The 22,410-nt window shown below is 63.0% G+C and carries 25 protein-coding genes; 10 read left to right on the forward strand and 15 right to left on the reverse strand.

Annotated features, from left to right (window positions below):
- Positions 1 to 43 precede the first annotated feature (43 nt).
- The 8 genes from CAG18_RS01160 to mcpP all read right to left on the reverse strand — a co-directional run bounded on the left by CAG18_RS01160 (position 44) and on the right by mcpP (position 7,351).
- A complete protein-coding gene (locus CAG18_RS01160) occupies positions 44 to 796 on the reverse strand; it encodes a hypothetical protein (RefSeq protein ID WP_085719909.1) in 753 nt (250 codons plus the stop codon).
- A gap of 46 nt (positions 797 to 842) precedes the next feature.
- The gene (locus CAG18_RS01165) at positions 843 to 1,523 is read right to left on the reverse strand and encodes a C39 family peptidase (RefSeq protein WP_085719911.1); all 681 of its coding nucleotides are present in this window, start codon (positions 1,521 to 1,523) and stop codon (positions 843 to 845) included.
- A 62-nt stretch (positions 1,524 to 1,585) separates the two neighbouring features.
- The gene (locus CAG18_RS01170; RefSeq protein WP_085719913.1) at positions 1,586 to 3,037 is read right to left on the reverse strand and encodes a heme utilization protein; all 1,452 of its coding nucleotides are present in this window, start codon (positions 3,035 to 3,037) and stop codon (positions 1,586 to 1,588) included.
- A gap of 48 nt (positions 3,038 to 3,085) precedes the next feature.
- A complete protein-coding gene (locus tag CAG18_RS01175) occupies positions 3,086 to 3,664 on the reverse strand; it encodes an adhesin (RefSeq protein ID WP_085719915.1) in 579 nt (192 codons plus the stop codon).
- Between the two features lies 1 nt (position 3,665).
- On the reverse strand, positions 3,666 to 4,100 hold the full coding sequence (locus CAG18_RS01180) for a hypothetical protein (protein ID WP_015270165.1): 435 nt from the start codon (positions 4,098 to 4,100) through the stop codon (positions 3,666 to 3,668).
- Between the two features lie 298 nt (positions 4,101 to 4,398).
- A complete protein-coding gene (locus CAG18_RS01185; RefSeq protein ID WP_085719917.1) occupies positions 4,399 to 4,968 on the reverse strand; it encodes an AAA family ATPase in 570 nt (189 codons plus the stop codon).
- Positions 4,965 to 5,531 carry a nicotinamide riboside transporter PnuC gene (gene pnuC, locus CAG18_RS01190; protein ID WP_015270167.1) on the reverse strand — a complete coding sequence of 189 codons (567 nt, stop codon included), beginning with the start codon at positions 5,529 to 5,531 and terminating at the stop codon, positions 4,965 to 4,967. Before pnuC ends, CAG18_RS01185 begins: the two co-directional genes overlap by 4 nt.
- Before the next feature lie 185 nt (positions 5,532 to 5,716).
- Positions 5,717 to 7,351 carry a methyl-accepting chemotaxis protein McpP gene (mcpP, locus tag CAG18_RS01195; RefSeq protein ID WP_015270168.1) on the reverse strand — a complete coding sequence of 545 codons (1,635 nt, stop codon included), beginning with the start codon at positions 7,349 to 7,351 and terminating at the stop codon, positions 5,717 to 5,719.
- A gap of 299 nt (positions 7,352 to 7,650) precedes the next feature.
- On the opposite strand from mcpP, the gene CAG18_RS01200 reads away from it, so the two are divergent.
- Positions 7,651 to 8,481 (forward strand): undecaprenyl-diphosphate phosphatase, encoded by an 831-nt coding sequence (locus CAG18_RS01200; RefSeq protein WP_085719919.1) that lies wholly within the window; start codon positions 7,651 to 7,653, stop codon positions 8,479 to 8,481.
- Positions 8,474 to 8,887, forward strand: a complete 414-nt coding sequence (locus CAG18_RS01205) for a DUF1294 domain-containing protein (RefSeq protein WP_085719921.1) — start codon at positions 8,474 to 8,476, stop codon at positions 8,885 to 8,887. The genes CAG18_RS01200 and CAG18_RS01205 overlap by 8 nt, the downstream gene beginning before the upstream one ends.
- Before the next feature lie 322 nt (positions 8,888 to 9,209).
- Here CAG18_RS01205 and CAG18_RS01210 read toward each other — a convergent pair whose 3' ends face one another.
- Both CAG18_RS01210 and CAG18_RS01215 read right to left on the reverse strand, forming a co-directional pair.
- On the reverse strand, positions 9,210 to 9,569 hold the full coding sequence (locus tag CAG18_RS01210) for an MmcQ/YjbR family DNA-binding protein (protein ID WP_085719923.1): 360 nt from the start codon (positions 9,567 to 9,569) through the stop codon (positions 9,210 to 9,212).
- The gene (locus CAG18_RS01215) at positions 9,562 to 10,464 is read right to left on the reverse strand and encodes a LysR substrate-binding domain-containing protein (protein WP_015270172.1); all 903 of its coding nucleotides are present in this window, start codon (positions 10,462 to 10,464) and stop codon (positions 9,562 to 9,564) included. Before CAG18_RS01215 ends, CAG18_RS01210 begins: the two co-directional genes overlap by 8 nt.
- A gap of 133 nt (positions 10,465 to 10,597) precedes the next feature.
- Between CAG18_RS01215 and CAG18_RS01220 the strand changes: the two genes are divergently transcribed.
- On the forward strand, positions 10,598 to 11,209 hold the full coding sequence (locus CAG18_RS01220; protein ID WP_049277030.1) for an FMN-dependent NADH-azoreductase: 612 nt from the start codon (positions 10,598 to 10,600) through the stop codon (positions 11,207 to 11,209).
- A 154-nt stretch (positions 11,210 to 11,363) separates the two neighbouring features.
- On the opposite strand, the gene CAG18_RS01225 is transcribed toward CAG18_RS01220, so the two are convergent.
- The 3 genes from CAG18_RS01225 to CAG18_RS01235 form a co-directional block, all read right to left on the reverse strand.
- Positions 11,364 to 12,566, reverse strand: coding sequence for an NAD(P)/FAD-dependent oxidoreductase (locus CAG18_RS01225; RefSeq protein WP_085719925.1), 1,203 nt, complete (start codon positions 12,564 to 12,566; stop codon positions 11,364 to 11,366).
- A gap of 69 nt (positions 12,567 to 12,635) precedes the next feature.
- Positions 12,636 to 13,235 carry a helix-turn-helix domain-containing protein gene (locus CAG18_RS01230; RefSeq protein WP_015270174.1) on the reverse strand — a complete coding sequence of 200 codons (600 nt, stop codon included), beginning with the start codon at positions 13,233 to 13,235 and terminating at the stop codon, positions 12,636 to 12,638.
- Between the two features lie 39 nt (positions 13,236 to 13,274).
- Positions 13,275 to 15,227 carry an FAD-dependent oxidoreductase gene (locus tag CAG18_RS01235; RefSeq protein ID WP_085719927.1) on the reverse strand — a complete coding sequence of 651 codons (1,953 nt, stop codon included), beginning with the start codon at positions 15,225 to 15,227 and terminating at the stop codon, positions 13,275 to 13,277.
- Between the two features lie 176 nt (positions 15,228 to 15,403).
- On the opposite strand from CAG18_RS01235, the gene CAG18_RS01240 reads away from it, so the two are divergent.
- The 6 genes from CAG18_RS01240 to CAG18_RS01265 all read left to right on the forward strand — a co-directional run bounded on the left by CAG18_RS01240 (position 15,404) and on the right by CAG18_RS01265 (position 19,465).
- Positions 15,404 to 16,447 carry an ABC transporter substrate-binding protein gene (locus tag CAG18_RS01240; protein ID WP_085719929.1) on the forward strand — a complete coding sequence of 348 codons (1,044 nt, stop codon included), beginning with the start codon at positions 15,404 to 15,406 and terminating at the stop codon, positions 16,445 to 16,447.
- Positions 16,448 to 16,470: 23 nt separating this feature from the next.
- On the forward strand, positions 16,471 to 17,226 hold the full coding sequence (locus tag CAG18_RS01245; protein ID WP_054573126.1) for a class II aldolase/adducin family protein: 756 nt from the start codon (positions 16,471 to 16,473) through the stop codon (positions 17,224 to 17,226).
- 140 nt (positions 17,227 to 17,366) lie between these two features.
- A complete protein-coding gene (locus CAG18_RS01250) occupies positions 17,367 to 18,251 on the forward strand; it encodes an EamA family transporter (protein ID WP_023663280.1) in 885 nt (294 codons plus the stop codon).
- Positions 18,252 to 18,365: 114 nt separating this feature from the next.
- Positions 18,366 to 18,686 carry a YbjQ family protein gene (locus CAG18_RS01255; protein WP_015270179.1) on the forward strand — a complete coding sequence of 107 codons (321 nt, stop codon included), beginning with the start codon at positions 18,366 to 18,368 and terminating at the stop codon, positions 18,684 to 18,686.
- 138 nt (positions 18,687 to 18,824) lie between these two features.
- Positions 18,825 to 19,013, forward strand: a complete 189-nt coding sequence (locus CAG18_RS01260; RefSeq protein WP_003253897.1) for a hypothetical protein — start codon at positions 18,825 to 18,827, stop codon at positions 19,011 to 19,013.
- Positions 19,014 to 19,153: 140 nt separating this feature from the next.
- Positions 19,154 to 19,465, forward strand: coding sequence for a hypothetical protein (locus tag CAG18_RS01265; RefSeq protein WP_023663278.1), 312 nt, complete (start codon positions 19,154 to 19,156; stop codon positions 19,463 to 19,465).
- A 46-nt stretch (positions 19,466 to 19,511) separates the two neighbouring features.
- Here the strand turns inward: CAG18_RS01265 and CAG18_RS01270 are convergent, their stop codons facing one another.
- On the reverse strand, positions 19,512 to 19,844 hold the full coding sequence (locus tag CAG18_RS01270; protein ID WP_003253895.1) for a hypothetical protein: 333 nt from the start codon (positions 19,842 to 19,844) through the stop codon (positions 19,512 to 19,514).
- 301 nt (positions 19,845 to 20,145) lie between these two features.
- Positions 20,146 to 21,288, reverse strand: coding sequence for a class C beta-lactamase (ampC, locus tag CAG18_RS01275; protein ID WP_085719932.1), 1,143 nt, complete (start codon positions 21,286 to 21,288; stop codon positions 20,146 to 20,148).
- Between the two features lie 119 nt (positions 21,289 to 21,407).
- Between ampC and CAG18_RS01280 the strand changes: the two genes are divergently transcribed.
- Positions 21,408 to 22,400 carry a bile acid:sodium symporter family protein gene (locus CAG18_RS01280; RefSeq protein WP_085719934.1) on the forward strand — a complete coding sequence of 331 codons (993 nt, stop codon included), beginning with the start codon at positions 21,408 to 21,410 and terminating at the stop codon, positions 22,398 to 22,400.
- Positions 22,401 to 22,410 lie beyond the last annotated feature (10 nt).

The raw sequence follows: 22,410 nt of genomic DNA on the forward strand, positions 1-22,410 counted from the left end.
ATTGCCGTCCCTGCCGACTTCTTTTGATGAGACTGAGCGTAGATCAGTATCCGAATGTGCGAAGACCTTTGAGCTGATCGAGGCTACCGTTCAGCGAAGCGGCTGTTGGCACGCTTTCACGCATCACCACATTGAGCGTGGTGACGTTGTTCACCCTGTTGCCATTGCCCAGCAGCGTCGAGTTCTGCATCAAGCCACCCTGCGCCAGACGCTGCACGCTGCTGCCCTGGTTGTTACTGGCATTGATATTGAACTGCACCCCTACGCCGCTGGCAGACACACTCAGCGCACCCGCGCCGTTTTCGCCCGTCAGCGTCTGGCCGTTGGCCAGTGCTTGGCCCTGCGGCTGCATGGCGGGCGCCTGGTTGGCCTTGGAGACATTGATGGCGACATCGTTGTAGGCGGTGTTGTTGTCGCCAGCGGCGCGTACCACCTGGGTAACACCCTCTGTGGTGTTGAGGCCGGCACCGCCCGTGACGGTACCGGTACCTGGTGCGGTGGATCCAGCTGACGCTGTGCCGGTGCCGCTTTCGTCGATCAACGACACATAGAATTGCGGTTTGATGGTTGACTGCTGAATCTGCATCGTGCTCGTGGCACCGATCACGTCCCCTTTGGCATTCTGCCAGGTGCTGGACATGACAATGCCGAAACTCACGATCCGCCCCGGCATCACGTAGCGGCCACGCAGGGTCGCCAACTCATGGTCCTTCAGCTCGATGGGCTTGAACGTTTCGGCATGGGTGGGAAGGCTGACGGCCAGGCATGCGATCGCGAGCCAGAATGGGTTCTTCATTGGGGTGCTCCCCGGAGCCTCGTGCTCCTTGTCGTTGCAAGAGTCGTTAGAAGAAGTCGCTTTTGATGAAACCGAAGTCCAGCAGCTCTGCATCCTGCACCGGGGTGAAGTTGTTCACCCGGCCCTTGGCGGTCAGCGGCAGGGGCGGGTCGAGCAGGATGTTGTTCTTGTCGTAGCCTTGGCCGATGACGGCGAAGATGATGCCGTTCCAGCCCTTGAGAAAATCATCGACCTTGTAACGCTTGTGGCCCAGTACCGGGTCACCGATATACACCCAACCCTTGTCGACCTTCTGCATGACCACGAAGTGCTTGTAGCCGCGCACGTCCATCAGCACCACGACCGGGATGCGCACGCTGTGCAGGGTCTCGGGTGCCACCCGGTAGCCGCGGGCACGCATCCCCAGGCTTTCCACGTAGCGTTTCATGTCGAGCATCGAGAAGCCTTGCGTGCGCACCAGGTCCTGGTCGGCGTGGGCCAGCATGCCTTCGATGATCTGTTGCTCGTCCACATCCAGCCAGTAGGCCTGGCGCAAGATGGTGGCCAGCGCGGCGGCGCCGCAGCTGAAGTCGGTTTTCTGTTGCACCAGGTCGGCGAACTTGCGCTCGCGTACGCTCTGGATGGGCTTGAACACCACGGCGCCGCCCGGCAGGACGGACAGCGGCATTTGTGCAGCTTCGCTCATGCTGGCCAGGCACAGCAAAAACGCCAGGGCAATGATGCGCATGATCGGATGCCTTCCGGTTCTGTTGAAGAAAGGCCCCCCGAAGGGGGCCTCAAGCACAGCGATCAGAACGAGGTGTTGGAGATGGCCAGCGAGTTGCTCTGCTGGTTGCCCACACCGGCTGCCACGTTCACGCCCAGGTTGCCACTGCCGCCATTCACCGAACCACTAAGGGTTGCAGTGTTGGTAACAGGGTTTGCCCATCCGGTCGGGGTCAGCACTTGGAAGGACACGGTATTGCTCAAGTCGTAGGCACTGCTTTCGCTGTAGCTCTTCGACACGTCGTTCGACGATTGAGACGATTTCTCGCCAGACTTTTCAAACGCCGATTCCGATGCATTGGCATAGGACGACTCGTGAGCCTTCTCATACGAGGAGTCGCGAGACTTCTCGTAGCTCGATTGGCGAGCCTTGTCATACGACGAGTCGAATGCCTTCTCGAACGACTTGTCGTAAGAGCTTTCCCGCGAGTGGTCGACATCCACATTGAGCGATGCATTGAGCGAGGCATCGAAGCTGTCGGTGCGAGTGCGCTCGTGACGGCCGTAATCGGTGCTCGTGGTGCGGGTCGCATCGGCTGCCGCAGCCAGGGAGGCGCTCAGGCTGGCACTGCTGGACGAACTGGCGTTGCCGGACATCGAACCACTGGCATTCCAGCTGTTGGAGCCGCTGGCAGTGGAACTGTGCGAACCACTGGCGTTCATGCTGCTCGAACCGCTGGAGTTCCAGCCACTGGAGCCACTGGAGCTGGCACTTCGCGAGCCGGCCACGCTGAAGCTCGATGACGAGCTGCGGTCGTCGGTCGAATTGAACGTGCCCTCACGCGAGCTGGAACCGCTCTTGGTGGTGGTGATGGTCAGCGTATCCACCCGGTAGGTGCGGTCGGCGCCGTTGTTCACCGTCAGGCCTGGGCCGTTCTGGTCGGCAGAGGCGGTGGCAGTGGCATTGCCCAGCGGGGCACCGGTGTTGGCGATGGCCATGGTGTTCTTCTGCTGGTTCAGGTCGCCGCCAGCGATGTTGATGCCGACGTTACCCTCCGCACCATCGGCCGAGCCGGCCATGACTGCCGAGTTCTGGGTGGACCAGTTGTCGACACGGTTGTTGTTGCTGAACTGGCGAACGTCAGCGGTGGCTTCGGCGGTGCCGAACACGAAGCTGTTGTCCAGGCTGGACTCGGACGATGCATTGGCAATAGCCGCAGCATTGTCCTGCTGGTTGCCGTTACCGGCTGCCACGTTGACACCCACGTTGCCGCTTGCACCCGTGGCCGAGCTGCTCATTTCGGCTTCGTTGATGGTGCCTTGGTTGGTGATGGTGTTACCCGTGCTGCGTTGGCTGTCCATGGCGTTGGCTGTGGCATACACAGGGATCCGGGTGGGAGGAGGGGTGTGATGCCCGTTATTGTGGTGACCATTGTGGTGCCCGCCACGCCGGTCGTTCTGATCAGCTTGTACAGCAACAGCCATGACCGCAGCAATTGCGAAAACCAGAGGCTTGATTGCCATCGAGGGTTTCATGGTGATTCTCCGTACTTTTAGGTTAAGTGTTGTTCTTAACTGGATGGGTCAATCCGCGACCCGGATGCTCAAGGTGTTGGCCATTCGGTTTCCCACCCCGGCACTCTGGTTCAACTGAATCACTCCACGGCTACCGGTGAAGGCCTGGTCACTGGTGGTGACCTGGCGATTGCCAGTTGAAGTGTCAATCGGACCGGAGTTGTTGAGCAGCGCCACGTTCTGTTGCATGAGGACGCTGTCGTCGATGCTTTGCGGCTGGGCACCGAGACTGATGCTCAGTGCGTTCGCTTGCTGGGTGTTGGCGCCGGCGCTCTGGTTGACCCCCAGGGCGCCGCTACCGTTGCTGAAGGCGTCGCCCTGTATGGTCGCGCGCGCGTCCATCGCGGAAGTTGCGGGGGCGTTCAGCCGTTGGCGGATCTGCGTGGTGGCGCCAGCCTCGGGCCCTGCGGCGAAGGCGCGCGCGTTGGCCTGTTGCTGTTGGTCGCCGGCTGCCTGGTTGACTGACAGGTTGCCCTGGTAACGGCTGCCCGAGCTGTCGATGTCGGCGTTGTTGATCACGGGGACCGGGGATTGCGCGAAGGCCGATGTACTGCACAGCGTGACCAGGATCAGCAGCGTGTGCTTCATCTCACTTGCCTCCGGTCAGGATCTGCAGCGGCGCCAGGCCGCGCTGCACACTCGAGTTGACCATGTTCGAGATGCCATTTCCCGAGCCTGTACCGCGGCCACCGGCCAGGTTGGGCAGTTGGGACTGGTTATTGAGGTTGCCGCCCAGGTTGTTGGTCTGCTGGGTAATCAGGGTGCTGATGCCCGCACCGCTGCTGATGTTGGCGAAGTCGCCATCACTCAGTTCGTTGGTTTGCTTGAGGATGTGAGCGGAAGGATTGGCATTGACGGTGGTGGGGTTGGGGTCGGGTCTTAACGGCGGGACCACAGCGTTGCGTGTCTGCACATCACGGGTTATCACGATGATGCCGTTGTCGGCCTGGGCCGTCAGGCTCAACGAACCCAGCACATAGCCCATCAGCAGCAGGTGATAAAGGCGTTTGTCAGTTTTCCTCACGACGGCAACTCCTTCAATGAGCGCTGGCCCTGTTCAGCGATGTGAACGAGGGAGCAGAAGGTGTGCCGCTTTCGAGAAGCGGTTTCAGATCAAAAGGTTAAGGTAGGCACCATGACAAGCTGCGGCATATTCTGTCTCAGGGCTGAAACAGGCAGCCGCGGGTGGTGCAGGCAAAGCCAGTGTTGGCCTTGATTGGAAGGGTTTTTGCAGGAGTGTTTCAGCGCCTTGACATTACTTTCGACGCCCCGCAAGACCTCATGTTTTCAGGGGCTTCGCCCCACAAGGGTGTGTCAGTGGGTTAACACTCGGTGGGGCAGGATGGCGTATCGCTATCAATGAGCTTAGCTACTGTTTGCAGTGCCAGCAATTGGCGTTGTGGCCAATTGCCCTCAATTATTTTGTACGCCTGCTCATGCCGTTGCAGCCAGTGCAGGCTGTCGTCGAAAAAGCGCTGGCGGTCGCGCAGTTCGGGCTGGCTGCGCTGGCCATCGGCAACCCAATCCACGCCTTGCGGGCTCAGCAGCAGGTGCAGGTGGTAATGCCGCGCCAGCAACGCCTGTTCCAGCCAGGCCGGGCAGTCGCCGAACAGGGCGTGGCTCCAGAGCATGTTGCTGAGCAGGTGAGTGTCGAGAATCAGTAGCGACGGTGCCTGCTCACGGGCCTGGTCTTCCCAGGCCAGCTGACCACGAGCGATGGCAGGGATATCGGCATAGCAGGTGTCGCGGCGTTCCTGATCGATGAAGTGGCGCACGTATTCGGCCACCACCACGCCGCCGAAATGCGCCTGGATCACACCGCTGAGCCAGCTCTTGCCGCTGGATTCCGGGCCGCACAGCACCAGTACTTTCATGGATTGTGCCGCGCTCATGGCTGCACCAACGCCGGGTCACGGCGCCATTCCAGCCAGCCGCGCACGGCAATCAGTGTGAGCACGGCGAAGAAACCGGCGGTGAAGTACAACTGCTGGTGCAGGTACTGGCCCACGTAGACGATATCTACCACTACCCACAGCGGCCAGCACTGCAGGCGCTTCTGCGCCATCCACAGTTGTGCCACCAGGCTGAAGCCGGTCAGGGTAGCGTCCAGCCAGGGCAGGACGGCGTCGGTCCAGGTGGCCATCGCCGCGCCCAAGGTGGCGCTCAACAGCACCCCGCCGGCCAAACCGACGAGCAATGCCGGGCGCTGCAGGCGGGTGACCTGGCGGGCGTCTTCAGCATGGCCCGGGCGCTTCCATTGCCACCAGCCGTAGACCTGCAGGATGGCATAGGCCAGTTGCAGCAACATGCCGGAGTACAGCTTCACCTCGTAGAACAGCCAGCCATAGATCAGCACCATGACCAGACCGATGGGCCAGCACCAGGCATTCTGCTTGACCGTGAGCCAGACAGCGGTGACGCCGAGGACGGCGGCGATGAGTTCAAGGCCGGACATCGGCGATCCTTGGAGACTGCGGGGGAAGGGCGCGATTGTAGCGGGTCGGCCGGGGAAGGTGTAGGGCGTTGGGGTCTTTGGGGCTGCTTTGCAGCCCATCGCGACACAAGGCCGCTCCTACAGGGGGACGCGATCGTCTGTAGGAGCGGCCTTGTGTCGCGAAAGGGCGCAAAGCGCCCCCGGCATTATACGCGGAACTGCCGCAACAGCTGCTCCAGCTCTTCGCTCAGCTGCCCCAGCGCCATCCCGGCATCGCTGGATTGGCGCGCTGCATCGGCGGTCTGCTGAGACAACCCGGCAGTATCCAGCACGTTGCGGTTGATTTCTTCTACCACGTGCGACTGCTGCAAGGTGGCGCTGGCGATGGAGGCATTCAACGCCGTGAGGTTGTTCAGTGATTGGTTGATGGCATCCAGGCTGGCACCGGCCTCGCGGGCCTGCTCGACCGTCTGGCGCGAGGCCTCGCTGCTGGTATCGATGGCTTTGACCGCGGCGTCCGACTGGCTTTGCAGGTGCTCGATCATGGTATGGATCTCGGCCGTCGACTGCGCCGTGCGCTGGGCCAGCAGGCGCACCTCGTCGGCGACCACGGCAAAGCCACGGCCCTGCTCGCCGGCCCGCGCCGCCTCGATGGCCGCGTTCAGCGCCAGCAGGTTGGTCTGTTCGGCGATGGAGCGGATCACATCCAGTACACCACCGATGCGCGTGCTGTGCCCGGCCAGTTCACGGATCACCTGCACGGCCTGGTCGATGGTCAGCGACAGCCGGTCGATCTGCGCCAGGCTGCCGTGAATGGCCTCCTGGCCGTGTGCCACCTGCTGTTGCGCGGTGCGCATTTCACCGGCGGCCTGCTCGGCGGTCTTGGCCACGTCTTGCACGGCGTAAGTCACTTCGTTGACCGCAGTGGCCACCTGGTCCATCTGCAGCGACTGTTGGGCGCTGTGCTGCTGCGCGGCACCGGCGTTGTCGCCGACATGCCCGGCGGACCGGGCCAGGGCATGGGCCGCGCCTTGTAGCTGGCCGACCACGCCTTGCAGCTTGCCATTGAAGCGGTTGAAGTGCTCGCCCAGGTGGGTGATTTCGTCACGGCCGTGAGTGTCCAGGCGTCGAGTCAGGTCGCTTTCTCCACTGGCGATGTTGCCCATGGCCTGCACTGCTTCCTGCAACGGGCGGGCGATGCTGCGCGCAATCAGCATGACCACCAGCGCCATCAGCAGGGCGATGGCCACGCCCACCAGCGAGGCGTCGCGCAACTGGCGGGTGAATTCGGCCTGCACGTCGTCGACGTACACGCCTGAGCCGATGATCCAGCCCCAGGGCTTGAACAGCTGGATGTAGGACGTCTTGGCCACCGGCTCGCTGGCACCGGGCTTGGGCCAGCGGTAGTTGACCGGCCCGGCGTCCTGCTGCCGAGCCAGGGCGACCATCTCATTGAACACGGCAAAGCCGTCGGGGTCGCGGATGGCCGACAGGTCCTGGCCGTCGAGCTTGGGGTTGGCCGGATGCATGATCATCTTCGGCCCCAGGTCGTTGATCCAGAAGTAGTCATCGTGGTCGTAGCGCAGCGCCCGCACCACTTGCAGCGCCTGTTGCTGGGCCGCTTCACGGCTGAGCGTGCCGGCTGCCTCCAGCTCTTGGTAATAGGCCAGCACACCGGCTGCGGTCTGCACCACGTGGCGGGTTTTCTCCGCTTTGGCCTGGTACAGGTCACCGTGGATCTGGCGCAGCATCAGCAGGCCCAATACCACCAGCATGGCCACCGCCACCAAAAGGATCAGCCACAGACGGCGGCTGATAGACATCGATCTCAGGGTTTTCATACCACAGCTCCCGCATTGTTCTTTTTATTCAGGCGCATCCAAGCATGCTTTGCGCGAGGCCCCCACACGACTAATGGCTAAGTGCTATCCATTCAATAGTCTGCAGCAGTTTGTACAAGGTGATTGCGAAGGCGCTCTGCTAGGATTTCGGCCGCGCAAGATGAAACCTTTAGGCGGCGTGAACTTTTCTACTGGCATTACGCCCAACAGTCGCTGTAAAACAGCCGGGCCGCGCGCGGCAATTTCAAGCAAATCAAGAACAAGGGGCCTGCAACGAGCAGTGCTCCATCGGGGGAACGATGGATTTTTGGACTGCCTTCCAGGCAATCATCTTAGGCGTGGTCGAAGGGCTGACGGAGTTTCTGCCGATCTCCAGTACCGGCCACCAGATCATCGTCGCCGACCTGATCGGGTTTGGTGGCGAACGGGCCATGGCTTTCAACATCATCATTCAGCTGGCGGCGATCCTGGCGGTGGTGTGGGAATTCCGCGGCAAGATCTTCGACGTGGTCTTCGGCTTGGCCAGCCAGCCCACGGCGCGGCGTTTCACCGGTAACCTTTTGCTGGCGTTCCTGCCGGCAGTGGTGCTGGGCGTGCTGTTCGCCGACCTGATCCACGAATATCTGTTCAACCCGATCACCGTGGCGGCTGCGTTGGTGGTGGGCGGGGTGATCATGCTCTGGGCCGAGCGCCGCGAGCACCGTGTGGAGGTAGACCACGTGGACGACATGCGCTGGAGCCACGCGCTGAAGATCGGCTTCATCCAGTGCCTGGCGATGATCCCGGGCACTTCGCGCTCCGGCTCGACCATCATCGGTGGCCTGCTGTTCGGCCTGTCGCGCAAGGCAGCGACCGAGTTCTCGTTCTTCCTGGCGATGCCGACCATGGTCGGTGCGGCAGTGTATTCGGGCTACAAGTACCGCGACCTGTTCCAGCCTGGTGACCTGCCGGTATTTGCCATTGGCTTCGTGACTTCGTTCATCTTTGCCATGATCGCCGTGCGTGGCTTGCTCAAGTTCATTGCCAACCACAGCTACGCGGCGTTCGCCTGGTACCGCATTGCCTTTGGCCTGCTGATTCTGGCGACCTGGCAGTTCGGCTGGGTTGACTGGGCGACGGCCCATGGCTGAGGCGTCACGGGGACAAAGGGGGGAGGGCGTACGTAATGTGCGCCTGAAGCTGCTGCTGTTGGGCCTGCTGTGCCTGCTGCCGGGCCTGGGCGCGGCGCGCATGGCCTGGATCGACCAGGCCTGGTGGCCGCTGGCGCTGTACCCGGCAATGAGCCTGATCAGCCTGTTGCTGTATTGGCAGGATAAACAGCAGGCGCGTACCCAGGCCTGGCGTACGCCCGAGAAGGTGCTGCATGCCAGTGAGCTGCTGGGCGGCTGGCCGGGGGCACTGCTGGCGCAGCAGCTGTATCGGCACAAGACCCGCAAGGTGTCGTACCAGCTGGTGTTCTGGGGGATTGTGCTGGTGCACCAGGTGTTCTGGGCGGACTGGCTGTTTCTTGGTGGGCGGTATCTGCCCTTCAGTTGATATGTGATTGTGCCGGCCTCTTCGCGGGCTAGCCCGCTCTCATAAAACAACACATGACTCATTGGTTCGGCGAGGTTCTGTAGGAGCAGCCTTGTGCTGCGAAGAGGCCGGTACAAGTAACAGACAGGCTTTGTCAGTACCGGCCTCTTCGCAGCACAAGGCTGCTCCTACAAAGGACGCGTCAGACGAGCGATATTTGTTCTCTGCGCGACAGCGCAGCCCAAAAGGGCTGGGTAATCTCCCACAGGTGTTCCACTGGTCTTGAAGGCAGTGAAAACCCTGTGGGAGCGGGCACGCCCGCGAAGAGGCCGGCACAGGCTAGCTAGATTACCAACCCCACCTGCAACCGCTTTGGCAACCGCCGCACCACCAGCTGGTGCGAGCGTTGCAACAGATCACACAGTTCATCACGCCCCATCGGGTAGGGCGGTGCCATGCTGATCCACCGCGCCCGTGCCAGGTACGGCGCAGGCCGCACCCCCGGGCGGTCGCAGTAGCCAAGAAACAGTTCGTCGGCCACTTTGAACGACAACCCCGCACCCGCCAGGTCGAGCACCGCGAACATCTTGTTGCCTGCCACGGAGAACACCCGGATGCCGCCCCATTTGTAGTCTTCCCGCGCACCCGGCAGGCTCAGGCAGAACGCTGCCACCTGGGCTTCGCTCATGTTCCGCTCAGACATACTTTTCTCCACAGGCCTCGAACGACGCCGCCAGGTGGTCGATCCATACCCGTACCGCAGGCAGCAAGCCGCGCCGGTGCGGGTACACCGCCTGCAGGTAGCCACCCGGCAGCGACCAGTCCGGCAGCAGGCGCACCAGTTCGCCACGCTCCAGTTCTTCTTCACAGAACATGCTGGGCAGCGCGGTAAACCCGAGGCCTGCCCGTACAGCAGCATTACGTACTACGAAATCATCGATGGCAAGGCGCGGTTCCAGGGCGATTTCCTGCTGTTTGCCGTGGGGGCCGAACAGCCGGAAGTGTACCAGCCGGTCCGCCTCGGCAGCGCCCAGCACCGGCAATGATGCCAGTTGGCCCGGTTCGCGGATGTGGTCGGCGAAACCGGGCGCTGCAACCAGTTGCATCTGCGCCTGGCGCAGGCGGCGGGTGACTAGGGCCGGGTCTTCATCGCCCAGGTCGCGTACGCGCAGGGCCACGTCGATACCTTCGGAAATGAGGTCTACCCGGCGGTTGAGCAGCACCATGTCCAGTTGCACCAGCGGGTACTGCGCAAGAAAGCGGCTGATCACATCCGGCAGAAAGGCGTGGGCCAATGCCACCGGGCACGACACCCGCAAGCGCCCGCGCGGTTCGCTGCTCATGCTGGCCACGGCCTCGTCGGCGGCTTCGGCTTCCAGTAGCATGGCCTGGCAGTGGTGCAGGTAGCGCTCGCCCACCGCGGTGAGCTTCAGTTGCCGTGTAGTGCGTTGCAGCAGGCGCGTGCCCAGGCGTTCTTCAAGCTCGGCGATACGCCGCGAAAGGCGCGATTTGGGGATGCCCAGCTGGCGGCCGGCTGCGGCGAAACCGCCGGCTTCGACCACGCGGGCGAAGTAGAAAAGGTCGTTGAGGTCTTGCATGGGAATGTCTCACTGTTCTACTAGTAGGACAAACTAACGCATTTTTGCTGCCTTATCAGCCATTGTTGATGTCGGTAGGATTCTCCCCATCGTGATCGCCCAATGTCGCGGTCTTCATTCACAGGAGAATCCCATGAAACTGTTGCACATCGATTCGAGCATCCTGGGCGATAATTCCGCCTCCCGCCAACTGAGCCGTGAAGTGGTCGAAGCCTGGAAAGCCGCCGACCCGAGCGTGGAAGTGGTGTACCGCGACCTGGCCGCTGACGCCATCGCCCACTTCTCCGCGGCAACCCTGGTAGCGGCTGGCACCCCGGAAGACATGCGCGACGCAGCCCAGGCCTTCGAAGCCAAGCTGAGCGCGGAAACCCTGGAAGAGTTCCTGGCTGCCGATGCCGTGGTGATTGGTGCGCCGATGTACAACTTCACCGTGCCGACCCAGCTCAAGGCCTGGATCGACCGCGTTGCCGTCGCCGGCAAGACTTTCCGCTACACCGAAGCCGGCCCGGAAGGCCTGTGCGGCAACAAGAAGGTAGTGCTGGTGTCCACCGCCGGTGGCCTGCATGCTGGCCAGCCGACTGGCGCCGGGCATGAAGACTTCCTCAAGGTATTCCTGGGCTTCATCGGTGTCACCGACCTGGAAATCGTCCGCGCCCATGGCCTGGCCTATGGCCCTGAGCACCGCAGCCAGGCGATCGATGCTGCCCAGGCGCAGATTGCCAACGAGCTGTTTGCTGCTGCCTGATCGAAGGTACGCGATCGAATGTAGGAGCGGCCTTGTGTCGCGATGGGCCGCGAAGCGGCCCCAGGGTTTCAGCGTTGACGCCGAGAATTCTGGGGCCGCTTTGCGGCCCATCGCGACACAAGGCCGCTCCTACAATGACCGCGTCGGCCTGGTGTCAGGCCACTGGAATAGCCGGGTCAGCCGCTGCCAGCGCCGCAGCACGTTCGGCCGCCGGTGGATAGATCCACACGGTATTGATCTGCGCCTTCAAAACCTTGGCTTCGGCCTTGTCCTCCGGTGGCGACACCGTGCGTTCCCACCCTTCGGTATACACCGCCCCCCAGGCCCCAAGGTCCAGGCAGGTCACGTACTTGGGCTGGCTGTAGGTCTTCGGTGCCACGCCAATCAGCTCGGCCGCCGCATTGTTGCCCGCATGACGCCCCAGCGGAATCGCATGCTGGCAGGACATCACCGCATGATTGCCAGCCTCGTCGCAGGCGGCGTAGGCCACATCACCCGCCGCGTACACGGCATCATTGCCTTTCACCTTGAGATTGCCATCGACATGCAAGCGGCCCTGGCGGTCGCGCTCGCCACTGATCTGTTCGGTGAGCGGGTTGGCCTTGAAGCCCACGGTCCAGATCACCGTGCTGGCGTCGATGCGCTGGCCGTTGTCCAGCACCACGCCGGCAGGGTCGACCGAGGCTACCGTGGCGCCACAGATCCACTCCACGCCCAGGGCCTCTGAGGCCTGCTCGATGGCGGGGCGTATGCCGTCACCCAGGGCCGCGCCAATCCCGGCGCCACGGTCGACCACCACCACGCGCAACGCCGCGTCCTCGCCGAGTATTTCGCGCAGGCGGGCTGGCAGTTCGGTGGCGGTCTCGATGCCGGTAAAGCCACCGCCGGCCACCACCACGGTATTGCGTGCCGGTGTGTCGGGCAGGTTGGCCAGTGACTTCAGGTGGGTTTCCAGGCGCGCGGCGCTGTCGAGCTTGTCGACATCGAACACATGCTCGATGCCGACCATGTCGGGCCGGTTGAGCACGCTGCCGCAGGCCATGATCAGGCGGTCGTAGGGCAGGGTGCATTGGGTTCCGCTGCGGGTGCGATAGCCCACACGGCGGGCCGCTTCATCTATATGAAAGGCCGTGCCCTGCACGAAGCGGACGTTGGCGGCATCGAACAGCTCCTGCAACGGCGCGGCCATGGTATGTACGTCGGGTTCGTAGAAGCGCGGGCGCACATGCAGCTCGGCCTGGGGTGCAAGCAAGGTGACCTCGACATCCTTGCGGCCATGGAGGTCAAGCTGGCGGGCGGCGCTGAGCGCGCTCCACAGGCCGGCAAAGCCCGCGCCTATGATCAGGATCTGCTTCATGGTTGTGCTCCTCTAAAGTTCGGTTAACAAGGTAGACCCTGTTGCTGGATATTGGGGAGCGAGCATGCTTCAGAATGTTGGCGGCGTGATCACCCAGATCACCACGGCATCGACTTCACCGGGGTTGCCGTAGCGGTGCGGTTCCTGGCTCGAGAAGCTGAAACTGTCCCCTTCACCCAGCTGGAAATGCCGCTCGCCCACCCACAGCTCGAAGCTGCCGCTAAGGATGTAGCCGGCCTCTTCACCGTCGTGGCTGTAGCTCTGTTGGCTGTAGCTGCCCGGAGGGAAGCGCGAATGCAGGATTTCCAGCTGACGGTTGGGCTGGGGCGTGAGCAGTTGATCGACGATACCGTCTTCGTAATGCACGCTCAGGCGGCTGTTGCGTCGTACCACATAGCCCTGATCTTCGGGCGCAGTGATGGCTTCGCTGGCGAAGAACCACTGGATGGTCACCCCCAGGCTGCGGGCGATGTTGAACAGCGCCGGAATCGATGGATAGGAGAGGTTGCGCTCCAGCTGGCTGATGTAGCCGGCGGTCAGTTCACTGTGCGCGGCCAGCTCCGCCAGGGTCATGCCACGGCGCTTGCGCAGGCCGCGAATGCGGCTGCCGAGAAACTGCGGCGCGGCGCCCCCGGCTTCGCTGGCGGGGGGCTGGGGGAGTTGGCTCATGCACGTCGGTCCATCGCAAAAGCCGCAGTATGTACAGCCTCAGAGCGCCCAGGCAACCGTCAGGCCATCGTGAATCGCTTCTTCGGCGGTACGCGGCGCCAGGCAGTCGCCAATCCGGCGCACCTCGACCAGGCCGGCCAGCTCCGCTGCCAGGCGGTCTTCTGGTTGATGGCCCTGGCACAGTACCAGGGTGTCGATGCCTTCGAAGATCATCGGTTCGCCGCTGGCGGTGTGCTGCAGGTACACCGTGTTGTCGTCGCAGCCATACAGGCGGGCATACGGTGTGATGGGAATACCCAGGCGATGCAGCTCGCCGGCCAGTTGGTCGCGCACGTACAGCGGCAGGCTTTCGCCGCAATGGGTGCCATTGACCGCCAGCTGCACCTGGTGGCCGTCGCGTACCAGGCGTTCGGCGATGCCGGGGCCGATCCAGTCGCAGCGCCAGTCGATCACCAGTACCGAGCGGCCCGGTTTTGCTTCACTGCGCAGTATTTGCCAGGCATCCACCACCTGTAGATCACCGGTGCGCTCGAAGGCCGGCCAGTAGGGGGTGGCACCGGTGGCGGCGATCACCAGGTCGGGGCGTTCCCGTTCGACCAGTGCGCGGTCGACCCGGGTGTTGCGCACCACTTCCACGCCCGCCAGGGCCATTTCCCGTTGCAAGTTGGTGCTGGCGCCACCGAACTCGCTGCGCCGTGGCAGCAACTGGGCCAGCAGCACCTGGCCACCGAGCTGCGGGCCAGCCTCGTACAGCGTGACCTGATGCCCGCGCGCAGCGGCCACGGCGGCGGCTTTCATGCCGGCGGGCCCGCCACCGGCCACGAGGATGCGCTTGGGGCGGGTGGTGGGTGGCAGTTGCTCGTATTGCAACTCGCGGCCAGTCTCCGGTCGCTGGATGCAGGAAATGGGCAGGCCGCGGTGGAAATGGCCGATGCAGGCCTGGTTGCAGGCGATACAGGCACGTACGTCTTCGACCTGGCCATGCTCGGTCTTGTTGGGCATCTGCGGGTCGCATATAAGCGCGCGGGTCATGCCGCAGACGTCGGCCTGGCCACGGGCCAGGATCAGTTCGGCTTCCTGGGGCTGGTTGATACGCCCGGTGACGAACAGCGGGATGCCCAGGTGTTGTTTGAAGGTGCCGGCCTCACGGGCCAGGTAGGCCGGTTGAATAGCCATCGGCGGCACGATATGCACGGCGCCGCCGAGGGACGCCGACGTCCCGGCAACGATGTGCAGGTAGTCGAGCTGGCCTTGCAAGGCAACCGCTGCGGCCAGCGATTCATCCTCGCTCAGCCCCTGGCTGTCGCGCTCGTCGGCACTGATGCGCAGGCCGATGATGAACTGTTCGTCGGTAGCCGCGCGTACGGCGGCCAGCACTTCGCGCAGGAACCGCAGGCGCTGCTCCAGCTCACCGTTGTAGCCATCCGAGCGCTGGTTTACCCGCGGGTTGAGGAACTGCGCAGGCAGGTAGCCATGGCTGGCCACCACTTCAACGCCATCCAGCCCGGCCTGGTGCAGGCGGCGGGCAGCGCTGGCATAGCCCTGGACGATCTCGTCGATCATCGCTTGGTCCAGTGCGCGCGGCATCACCCGGAAGCGTTCATTGGGTACCGCGGACGCCGAGTAGGCCACCGCCAGCAAACCGTCCGCCGACTCCATGATCTCCCGCCCGGGGTGGAACAGTTGTGACAGCACCACGGTGCCATGCTCATGGCAGGCCTCGGCAAGCTGGCGGTAGCCGTCGATGCAGGCATCGTCGGTGGCCATCAGCACATGCGAGGTGTAGCGAGCGCTGTCATGCACCCCGGCCACCTGCAGCACGATCAGGCCCACGCCACCCGCGGCGCGGGCCCGCTGGTAGGCGATGAGCTTGTCGTTGACCAGGTTGTCGGTAGGCAGGCAGGTGTCGTGGCCGGTGGACATGATGCGGTTCTTCAAGCGTTTGCCGCGGATCTGCAAGGCTTCGAACAGATGAGGGAAGGCGGTCTGCATACAGGCGGCTCCGGTGCGATGTTGTTCTTGTTTTTTTATAAAAGTGTAGCGCCAGTAAAAAATCAACTTGTTTTTTTACTGGTCGGCGACTAGGTTTTTTTCACCCTCGTGGCGAGGGCGTGACCTCACAACAACAAGAAAACGGGCCCCTCGGGCACCGGCAGGAGGCAACTACGATGCAGGTATTCCCACGTGTAAGCAGCCTTTGCGCAGCGTTGCTGGCCATGGGCCTGGGCAGTGCGCAAGCGGCACCGCAGATGGTCGTGGTCGGCTATGGTGGTGCCGGCCAGAAAGCTCAGGACGAGGCGATCTTCAAACCGTTCAGTGCCCAGGATGGCAGCAAGCTGATCCAGAGTGAGTACAACGGCGAGATGGCACGGATCCAGGTAATGGCCGAGACCGGCAATGTCGACTGGGACGTGGTGCAGATAGAAGGGCCTGACCTGATGCGCGGCTGCGACGAGGGCATCTACGAGCAGCTGGATTGGCAGCGCATGGGCCATGCGGGTGAACTGATTACCGACGCGGCACAAGCCTGTGGCTCGGCCGCGCTGGTATGGAGCGTGGCCATTGCCTATGACCGCAGCAAGCTGGCACAGGCGCCTGCGTCGTGGGCCGACTTCTGGGACGTGAGCAAGTACCCGGGCAAGCGCGGCCTGCGCAAGCGTGCGGTGTACAACCTGGAGTTCGCCCTGATGGCAGATGGGGTGAAGGTCGAGGATGTGTACCAGGTACTGGCCACCCCGGCAGGGGTCGAGCGTGCCTTTGTCAAGCTCAGCGAGCTCAAGCCGTATATCCAGTGGTGGGACGCCGGCGCCCAACCTGCCCAGTGGCTGGCGGCGGGAGACGTGGTGATGACCTCGACCTATAGCGGGCGCATCGCCGTCGCGGCCCAGCAGGGCAGCCCGCTGGCGGTGGTCTGGCCTGGCAGCCTGTATGGCATGGATTACTGGGCGATCATCAAAGGCTCGCGGCATGTCGACCAGGCCAAGCGGCTGATTGCCTACGCCAACCAGCCGGACACCCAGGTGCGTTATGTGCAGCAGATTCCCTATGGGCCGACCAACACCCAGGCGGCGGCGAAGCTAGACCCGTCCCTGGCCAGCTGGGTGCCTACTTCGCCGCAGAACCTGCAGGGGGCGTTGGCGATGAATGTGGAATTCTGGGTCGACCATGGCGAAGAGCTGGAACAGCGCTTCAATGCGTGGGCCAGCAAATAGCGTACTGCAAAGGTATAACGATGATGACCACAACGGAACAAAGCCTGCGCCAGGAGCTGGCCGCCTGCTATCGGCTGATCGCCCATTTCCGCATGAGCGACCTGATCTTCACCCATATTTCCCTGCGCCTGCCGGGGCCGGAGCACCACTTCCTGATCAATCCGTACGGCTTGCTGTTCGATGAGATCACGGCCTCCAGCCTGGTGAAGATCGACCTGCAGGGCCGGCCGGTTGAAGCGACGCCGCACCCGGTCAACCCGGCCGGTTTCGTCATCCACAGCGCCATCCATGCTGCCCGCGAGGATGCCCGCTGTGTGTTGCACACCCACACCCGGGCAGGTTGTGCGGTGGCGGCGCTGGAATGTGGGCTGCTACCGCTCAACCAGATGTCCATGGAGTTTTATGGCAAGGTGGCATACCACGCCTATGAAGGGATTGCGCTGGACATGGATGAGCAGCGAAGGCTGGTAGCCGACCTAGGCGACAAGCCGGTGATGATCCTGCGCAACCATGGCCTGCTGACCACTGGGCGCAGCGTGGCCGAAGCATTCCTGCGCATGTACTACCTGGAGAAGGCGTGCGAGATCCAGTTGGCGGCACAGAGTGCCGGGCAGGTGATTTTGCCGCCGGCCGAAGTGTGCGCGCATACCGAGCGGCAGTTCAATGAGCCTGGACGAGGGTTGAAACAGGGCGAACTGGCGGATCCGGATGCGTTGCAGCTGGCATGGGCGGCACTGTTGCGGATGCTGGAAAAGGTCGCACCTGGATACCGGAGCTGACGCTCCGCCACCTCGGCAACCCTTGCACGATAACAGTCACTGTTGCGCACCTCTGGGCCGCAACTGTGCTGGTCCCTGTCAAAGGAATAGCCTTATGCTGTAACGAAATATGTCTAGAAAGCTTGAAGAAGGATGTCGCAATGCCACTCAAGGATCTGCTCATCGCCCTGGTGGTGATTGTCGCCTGGGGAGTCAACTTCGTGGTCATCAAGGTTGGCCTCGATGGGTTGCCGCCGATGTTGCTGGGGGCATTGCGCTTCTTGCTGGTGGCATTCCCGGCGATCTTGCTGGTCAAGCGGCCGAAGTTGCCCTGGCGCTGGCTGATCGCCTACGGCGCGACCATTTCGCTGGGCCAGTTCGCTTTCCTGTTCCAGGCCATGTACAGCGGCATGCCGCCAGGGCTGGCCTCGCTGATCCTGCAATCGCAGGCGTTCTTCACCCTCGGCTTCGCCGCGTTGTTCCTCGGCGAGCGGCTGCGCCTGGCCAGCGTGCTGGGGCTGCTGGTGGCCGCCAGCGGCCTGGCGCTTATCGGCAGCGAAGACGGCGGCCATGTACCGATGTTGGCGCTGGTGCTGACCCTGTGTGCCGGCGCCATGTGGGGCATGGGCAACATCATCACCCGGCGCTTTGGCTCGGTTGACCTGGTGGCGCTGGTTATCTGGGGCGGGCTGATCCCGCCACTGCCGTTCCTTGCGTTGTCCTGGTGGCTGGAGGGGCCGGAGCGCATCGGCCACGCCATTGCCAATATCAGCTGGAGTTCGGTATTGGCCCTGGCTTACCTGGCGTTTGTCGCCACCATGCTCGGCTACAGCCTGTGGAGCAAGCTGCTGTCGCGCCACCCGGCCGGCAAGGTGGCGCCGTTCTCGCTGCTGGTGCCTGTGATTGGCCTGAGTTCGTCGGCGTTGTTGCTGGGCGAGCGTCTGACTGCGACCCAGGGCTGGGGCGCATTGCTGGTGATGGCAGGGTTGCTGGTGAACGTGTTTGGCGCAAGGCTTGGGCGCCGGTTAAGGGCTGTCAGCGCGTAGCTGACTCTGTGGGAGCGGACTTGCGTCGCGAAAGGGCCGCTCCCACAAATGCGCGTTGCAAACAGGGCGCTCTGTTAGAATCGGCCTCTTTTGCCAGGCCAATGGAGCGCACCCATGATCATTTCAACCACCAGCCAGCTCGAAGGCCGCCCGATTGCTGAATACCTGGGTGTGGTCAGCTCCGAATCGGTGCAGGGCATCAATTTCGTGCGCGATTTCTTTGCACGTTTTCGCGACTTCTTCGGCGGGCGTTCGCAAACCCTGGAAAGCGCACTGCGCCAAGCCCGGGAGCAGGCCACCGAAGAACTGAAGGCGCGGGCACGCCAGTTGCAGGCCGATGCGGTAGTGGGTGTGGATTTCGAGATCAGCATGCCGTCGGTACAGGGCGGCATGGTCGTGGTATTTGCTACCGGTACAGCGGTGCGCCTGAAGTAGAGCGTCTGCCGCTGGTCGGGTCCAAGGCTTCGGTCTGGGCGGTCCGCAAATGACCAGCTAGTCTCACTTTCACAGGTCGCGTTTGGTAGAGCAACTGTTCTGGTTGCCGACGCGTCCGCCACTGGAGGGAGACAGGGCATGAGCGAATCCTTTTTCGAAGACCTGAACGACGCGTTCCCGATCAACAGCCAGGTGCGTTGCGGCCAAGCGGCATTTCGCCTGGGCTTCGCCCACATGACGCTGGATGATTCCGAACAGCTCCAGCCTGCACATCTGCAGCGCAGCAAAAAAGGCCGCTTCATGCCGCGGGTTCCGCTCAAGAAGTGATCCCGCTCCAGCACAACCCCGCCGAATGGCGGGGTTTTTATTGCCATTTCTTGATCCGCCTCATGGCATTGCCGGGTAGCACTCGCAGGATGGCCAAGGCTGTGGTTTTCTTGCGCGGCATTCCAGCAACGGAGGATTGAATGCTCATGCGAGTCAGGGAAGAGACCTATTGGCAATGGGCCGACGCACAGCTGCACAGCCGCTGCCACGACGAAGCACTCAGTGACGGCACCACGCTGGACGTGCAGGTGCGCCTGTCGCGCCTGGGGGCGACGCAACTGTTTTTGGGGTTGTACGCCGGTGATGGGCGAGCGTTGCTGGAGGAGTATTACCCCGCACGCCCAGGCGAGACCATGACTCGCGCCCTGGTGTGGGGTGTAGACCGCGCCCGGGCGATGGCAACCGGCGCCTTGCCGCTGCCGGAGCCCCGCAGCCAGCGGCGCCAGGCATGAAAAAGCCCGGCCTGTGCGGGCCGGGCTCAGATAAAGGTGGGAACCCTCAGTTGAGCGGTTCGATCACCTTGACTGCCTGCTGCTCACGGGCAGCGGGCCATTCTTGTTGCAGGGTCTGCAGGACGCGGCCGACGAACTCGGTATCGGCGGCGGCCTTCTTGCCGACGTAGCCTTGGCCACGGCGGTAGACCTTGAAGCGGGCACGCATGCTGGGCAGGTGCTCTTCGAATTCATCTTCGACGGTGTTCGGTGGCAGGCGGTCGAGGCGCACTTCACCGGTCTGGCTTACCCACAGCAGATGGTCGTCAAGGCTGTCCTTGCGTACGGCGAACAGCTGGGCCAATTGGTCGATAGTCGGATTGTTGTTCAAGTTCATCATAAAGCCCCCATTACCCATTCGTAGGTGATTTTTCACAGTTGGCGCTACCACGGTGTAGCGCACTACCAAGGCTGCTACAGCAGCATCGCAACAGGGGCTTTCTCACGCTGCCTTTTGGACAGTTTCCCTCTCCACGGACGGCCTGCGTTACCGCGCAGGCCGTCTGGAACACCCTTGCCACCGCTCCCGATCAGGGAGACGGCTTCATCATGCCCAAGGGCGATGAACGGCGTCAACCATTTTGTAGTGAATATTTTTGCTCACTACATTGTGTCGTTTTGTTCGACAATCGCTGCCCGCACTACAGCCCGGAGAGAATGTCGAAGGCTGCGCGCACCCGGGCTTCGTTCGGGTAGTTTCGGTTGGCCAGCAACACCACGGCCAGTTGTTCGGCGGGCACGAACGCGGCGTAGGCGCCGAAGCCATTGGTCGAGCCGGTCTTGTTGTACCAGGCTGCCGGCAGCGGCGGCAGGGCTGGTTGCAAGCGTGTGGTTGCCTGCGGTTCACGGATTAGCTGCGGGCCGTTGCCATCGATCAGTGTGGCCAGCGTGACCGGGTAGGGGTAACGCTCCCAGCCCAGGCCCTGGGTCATGGCGCCGACCTGGAAGTAGCCCCGCTGGGTGATGGCCGTGGCTTGTGCCAGCGCCGGTGGCAACCCCTCCGGCTGCATGTGGAGGCGCACATAGCGCAGCAGGTCGCTGGCGCTGGTCTTGATGCCGTAGGCTTCGTCGGCGTAAGGGCCGGGGCCGACACGCACCGGCTTGTCGGCACTGTCGTAGCCCTGGGCATACAACCCCTGGGCGCTGGCCGGGACCTGCAGATAGGTGTTTTCCAGGCCCATCTGTTTCAGCAGGCCCTCGCTCATCAGCGTGGGAAACGGCTGATGCTGCGCTCGGGCGGCCAGGTCACCGAACAAGCCCAGGCTGGGGTTCGAGTAGCAGCGCTGGGTGCCGGGTTTGGCGCGGGGTTGCCAGTGACGGAAGAAATCGACCACCTGCTGCGCCGTCTGCACCGCATCCGGGAACTGCAACGGCAGGCAGTCGGCACTATAGGCGCCCAGCTCCAGCACGCTTGCGTCGCCGATGGGGGCCCCGGCAAGGGCCGGGTGATAGCGCTTGGCCGGGGCATCGAGGTCCAGCTTGCCTTCGGCACTGGCCAGTGCGGCCAGGGTGGCGGTGTAGGTCTTGCTCAGCGAACCGATCTCGAACAGCGTGTCGCGGCTGACCGGCACATTGTCGGCCTTGCTGGCCACGCCATAGCTGAAGTAGTACGCATGGTTGCGAGCATACACCGCCACGGCCATGCCGGTGATGCCTTGCTCTTGCATCAGCGGGCGGATGATCTGGTCGACCTTGGCCTGCAACTGGTCGTCGGCCTGGGCGGCACTGTAGCCCAAGGTGAGAGTGATGGCGGCTGCAAGTGCAGCCAGGCGGGAGAGGGGCATGAGCGGGTCCTGTGCTGGAGCGTGTCCGTTGAGCGACACCGGTGGGGGTTCCGGCGTTAGCGGCGAAAAGCCGAAGACCTTATCGTCTGCCCTTGCACAATGACAAGACGGAAACTGTGATGAAGTATTTGCGCATGTTATTCGACAATTTCACCCTGGCCTTGCTCGGGGTGGTGCTGATTGCCACCGTGCTGCCTTGCTCGGGCGACGGCGCAGTGTATTTTGGTTGGCTGACCAACCTGGCCATCGGCCTGCTGTTCTTTCTGCACGGCGCCAAGCTGTCGCGCGAGGCGATCATTGCCGGAGCGGGGCACTGGCGCCTGCACTTGCTGGTGTTCTCCTGCACCTTCGTGCTGTTCCCGCTGCTGGGCCTGGCGTTCAAGCCACTGTTCGTGCCGCTGGTGGGCAACGAACTTTACCTGGGCGTGCTCTACCTGTGTGCCTTGCCGGCTACCGTGCAGTCGGCCATCGCCTTCACTTCGCTGGCGCGTGGTAACGTGCCGGCGGCCATTTGCAGTGCGGCGGCATCCAGCCTGTTGGGTATCTTCCTCACGCCGTTGCTGGTAATGATGTTGCTGGGGGCCAGCGGTGATACCGGTTCTGGTCTGGATGCGGTGCTGAAGATCACCCTGCAGCTGCTGGTGCCGTTCGTGGCCGGGCAGGTCGCCCGGCGCTGGATCGGTGCCTGGGTCAAGCGCAATGCGCGCTGGCTCAAGGTGGTGGACCAGGGTTCGATCCTGCTGGTGGTCTACACCGCATTCAGCGAGGCGGTGGTCACCGGGCTGTGGCACACGGTATCGCCGCAGCACCTGGCCGGGTTGTTTGCCGTGTGCGGAATCTTGTTGGCGGTGGTGTTGTACGGTACCCGGCTGCTCGGCAAGCTGCTGGGCTTTGACCTGGAGGACCGCATTACCATCCTGTTCGCCGGTTCGAAGAAGAGCCTGGCTACCGGGGTGCCAATGGCGCAGGTGCTGTTCGTCGGCAGTGGCATTGGCGCGATGATCCTGCCGCTGATGCTGTTCCACCAGATTCAGCTGATGGTCTGTGCAGTGCTGGCGCAGCGTTTTGCCAGCCGTGAGCAGGTGGCTGAAGAAGCTTCGGCGGCGTCCTGACAGGTCCCTG

Source organism: Pseudomonas sp. B22(2017) (genome assembly GCF_002113105.1).
Taxonomy (GTDB): Bacteria; Pseudomonadota; Gammaproteobacteria; order Pseudomonadales; family Pseudomonadaceae; genus Aquipseudomonas; species Aquipseudomonas asiatica.

Coding starts and splice junctions, on each gene's coding strand:
- CAG18_RS01160 (WP_085719909.1), bottom strand. CDS start 796: ATGAAGAACCCATTCTGGCTCGCGATCGCATGCCTGGCCGTCAGCCTT.
- CAG18_RS01165 (WP_085719911.1), bottom strand. CDS start 1,523: ATGCGCATCATTGCCCTGGCGTTTTTGCTGTGCCTGGCCAGCATGAGC.
- CAG18_RS01170 (WP_085719913.1), bottom strand. CDS start 3,037: ATGAAACCCTCGATGGCAATCAAGCCTCTGGTTTTCGCAATTGCTGCG.
- CAG18_RS01175 (WP_085719915.1), bottom strand. CDS start 3,664: ATGAAGCACACGCTGCTGATCCTGGTCACGCTGTGCAGTACATCGGCC.
- CAG18_RS01185 (WP_085719917.1), bottom strand. CDS start 4,968: ATGAGCGCGGCACAATCCATGAAAGTACTGGTGCTGTGCGGCCCGGAA.
- pnuC (WP_015270167.1), bottom strand. CDS start 5,531: ATGTCCGGCCTTGAACTCATCGCCGCCGTCCTCGGCGTCACCGCTGTC.
- mcpP (WP_015270168.1), bottom strand. CDS start 7,351: ATGAAAACCCTGAGATCGATGTCTATCAGCCGCCGTCTGTGGCTGATC.
- CAG18_RS01200 (WP_085719919.1), top strand. CDS start 7,651: ATGGATTTTTGGACTGCCTTCCAGGCAATCATCTTAGGCGTGGTCGAA.
- CAG18_RS01205 (WP_085719921.1), top strand. CDS start 8,474: ATGGCTGAGGCGTCACGGGGACAAAGGGGGGAGGGCGTACGTAATGTG.
- CAG18_RS01210 (WP_085719923.1), bottom strand. CDS start 9,569: ATGTCTGAGCGGAACATGAGCGAAGCCCAGGTGGCAGCGTTCTGCCTG.
- CAG18_RS01215 (WP_015270172.1), bottom strand. CDS start 10,464: ATGCAAGACCTCAACGACCTTTTCTACTTCGCCCGCGTGGTCGAAGCC.
- CAG18_RS01220 (WP_049277030.1), top strand. CDS start 10,598: ATGAAACTGTTGCACATCGATTCGAGCATCCTGGGCGATAATTCCGCC.
- CAG18_RS01225 (WP_085719925.1), bottom strand. CDS start 12,566: ATGAAGCAGATCCTGATCATAGGCGCGGGCTTTGCCGGCCTGTGGAGC.
- CAG18_RS01230 (WP_015270174.1), bottom strand. CDS start 13,235: ATGAGCCAACTCCCCCAGCCCCCCGCCAGCGAAGCCGGGGGCGCCGCG.
- CAG18_RS01235 (WP_085719927.1), bottom strand. CDS start 15,227: ATGCAGACCGCCTTCCCTCATCTGTTCGAAGCCTTGCAGATCCGCGGC.
- CAG18_RS01240 (WP_085719929.1), top strand. CDS start 15,404: ATGCAGGTATTCCCACGTGTAAGCAGCCTTTGCGCAGCGTTGCTGGCC.
- CAG18_RS01245 (WP_054573126.1), top strand. CDS start 16,471: ATGACCACAACGGAACAAAGCCTGCGCCAGGAGCTGGCCGCCTGCTAT.
- CAG18_RS01250 (WP_023663280.1), top strand. CDS start 17,367: ATGCCACTCAAGGATCTGCTCATCGCCCTGGTGGTGATTGTCGCCTGG.
- CAG18_RS01255 (WP_015270179.1), top strand. CDS start 18,366: ATGATCATTTCAACCACCAGCCAGCTCGAAGGCCGCCCGATTGCTGAA.
- CAG18_RS01260 (WP_003253897.1), top strand. CDS start 18,825: ATGAGCGAATCCTTTTTCGAAGACCTGAACGACGCGTTCCCGATCAAC.
- CAG18_RS01265 (WP_023663278.1), top strand. CDS start 19,154: ATGCTCATGCGAGTCAGGGAAGAGACCTATTGGCAATGGGCCGACGCA.
- CAG18_RS01270 (WP_003253895.1), bottom strand. CDS start 19,844: ATGATGAACTTGAACAACAATCCGACTATCGACCAATTGGCCCAGCTG.
- ampC (WP_085719932.1), bottom strand. CDS start 21,288: ATGCCCCTCTCCCGCCTGGCTGCACTTGCAGCCGCCATCACTCTCACC.
- CAG18_RS01280 (WP_085719934.1), top strand. CDS start 21,408: ATGAAGTATTTGCGCATGTTATTCGACAATTTCACCCTGGCCTTGCTC.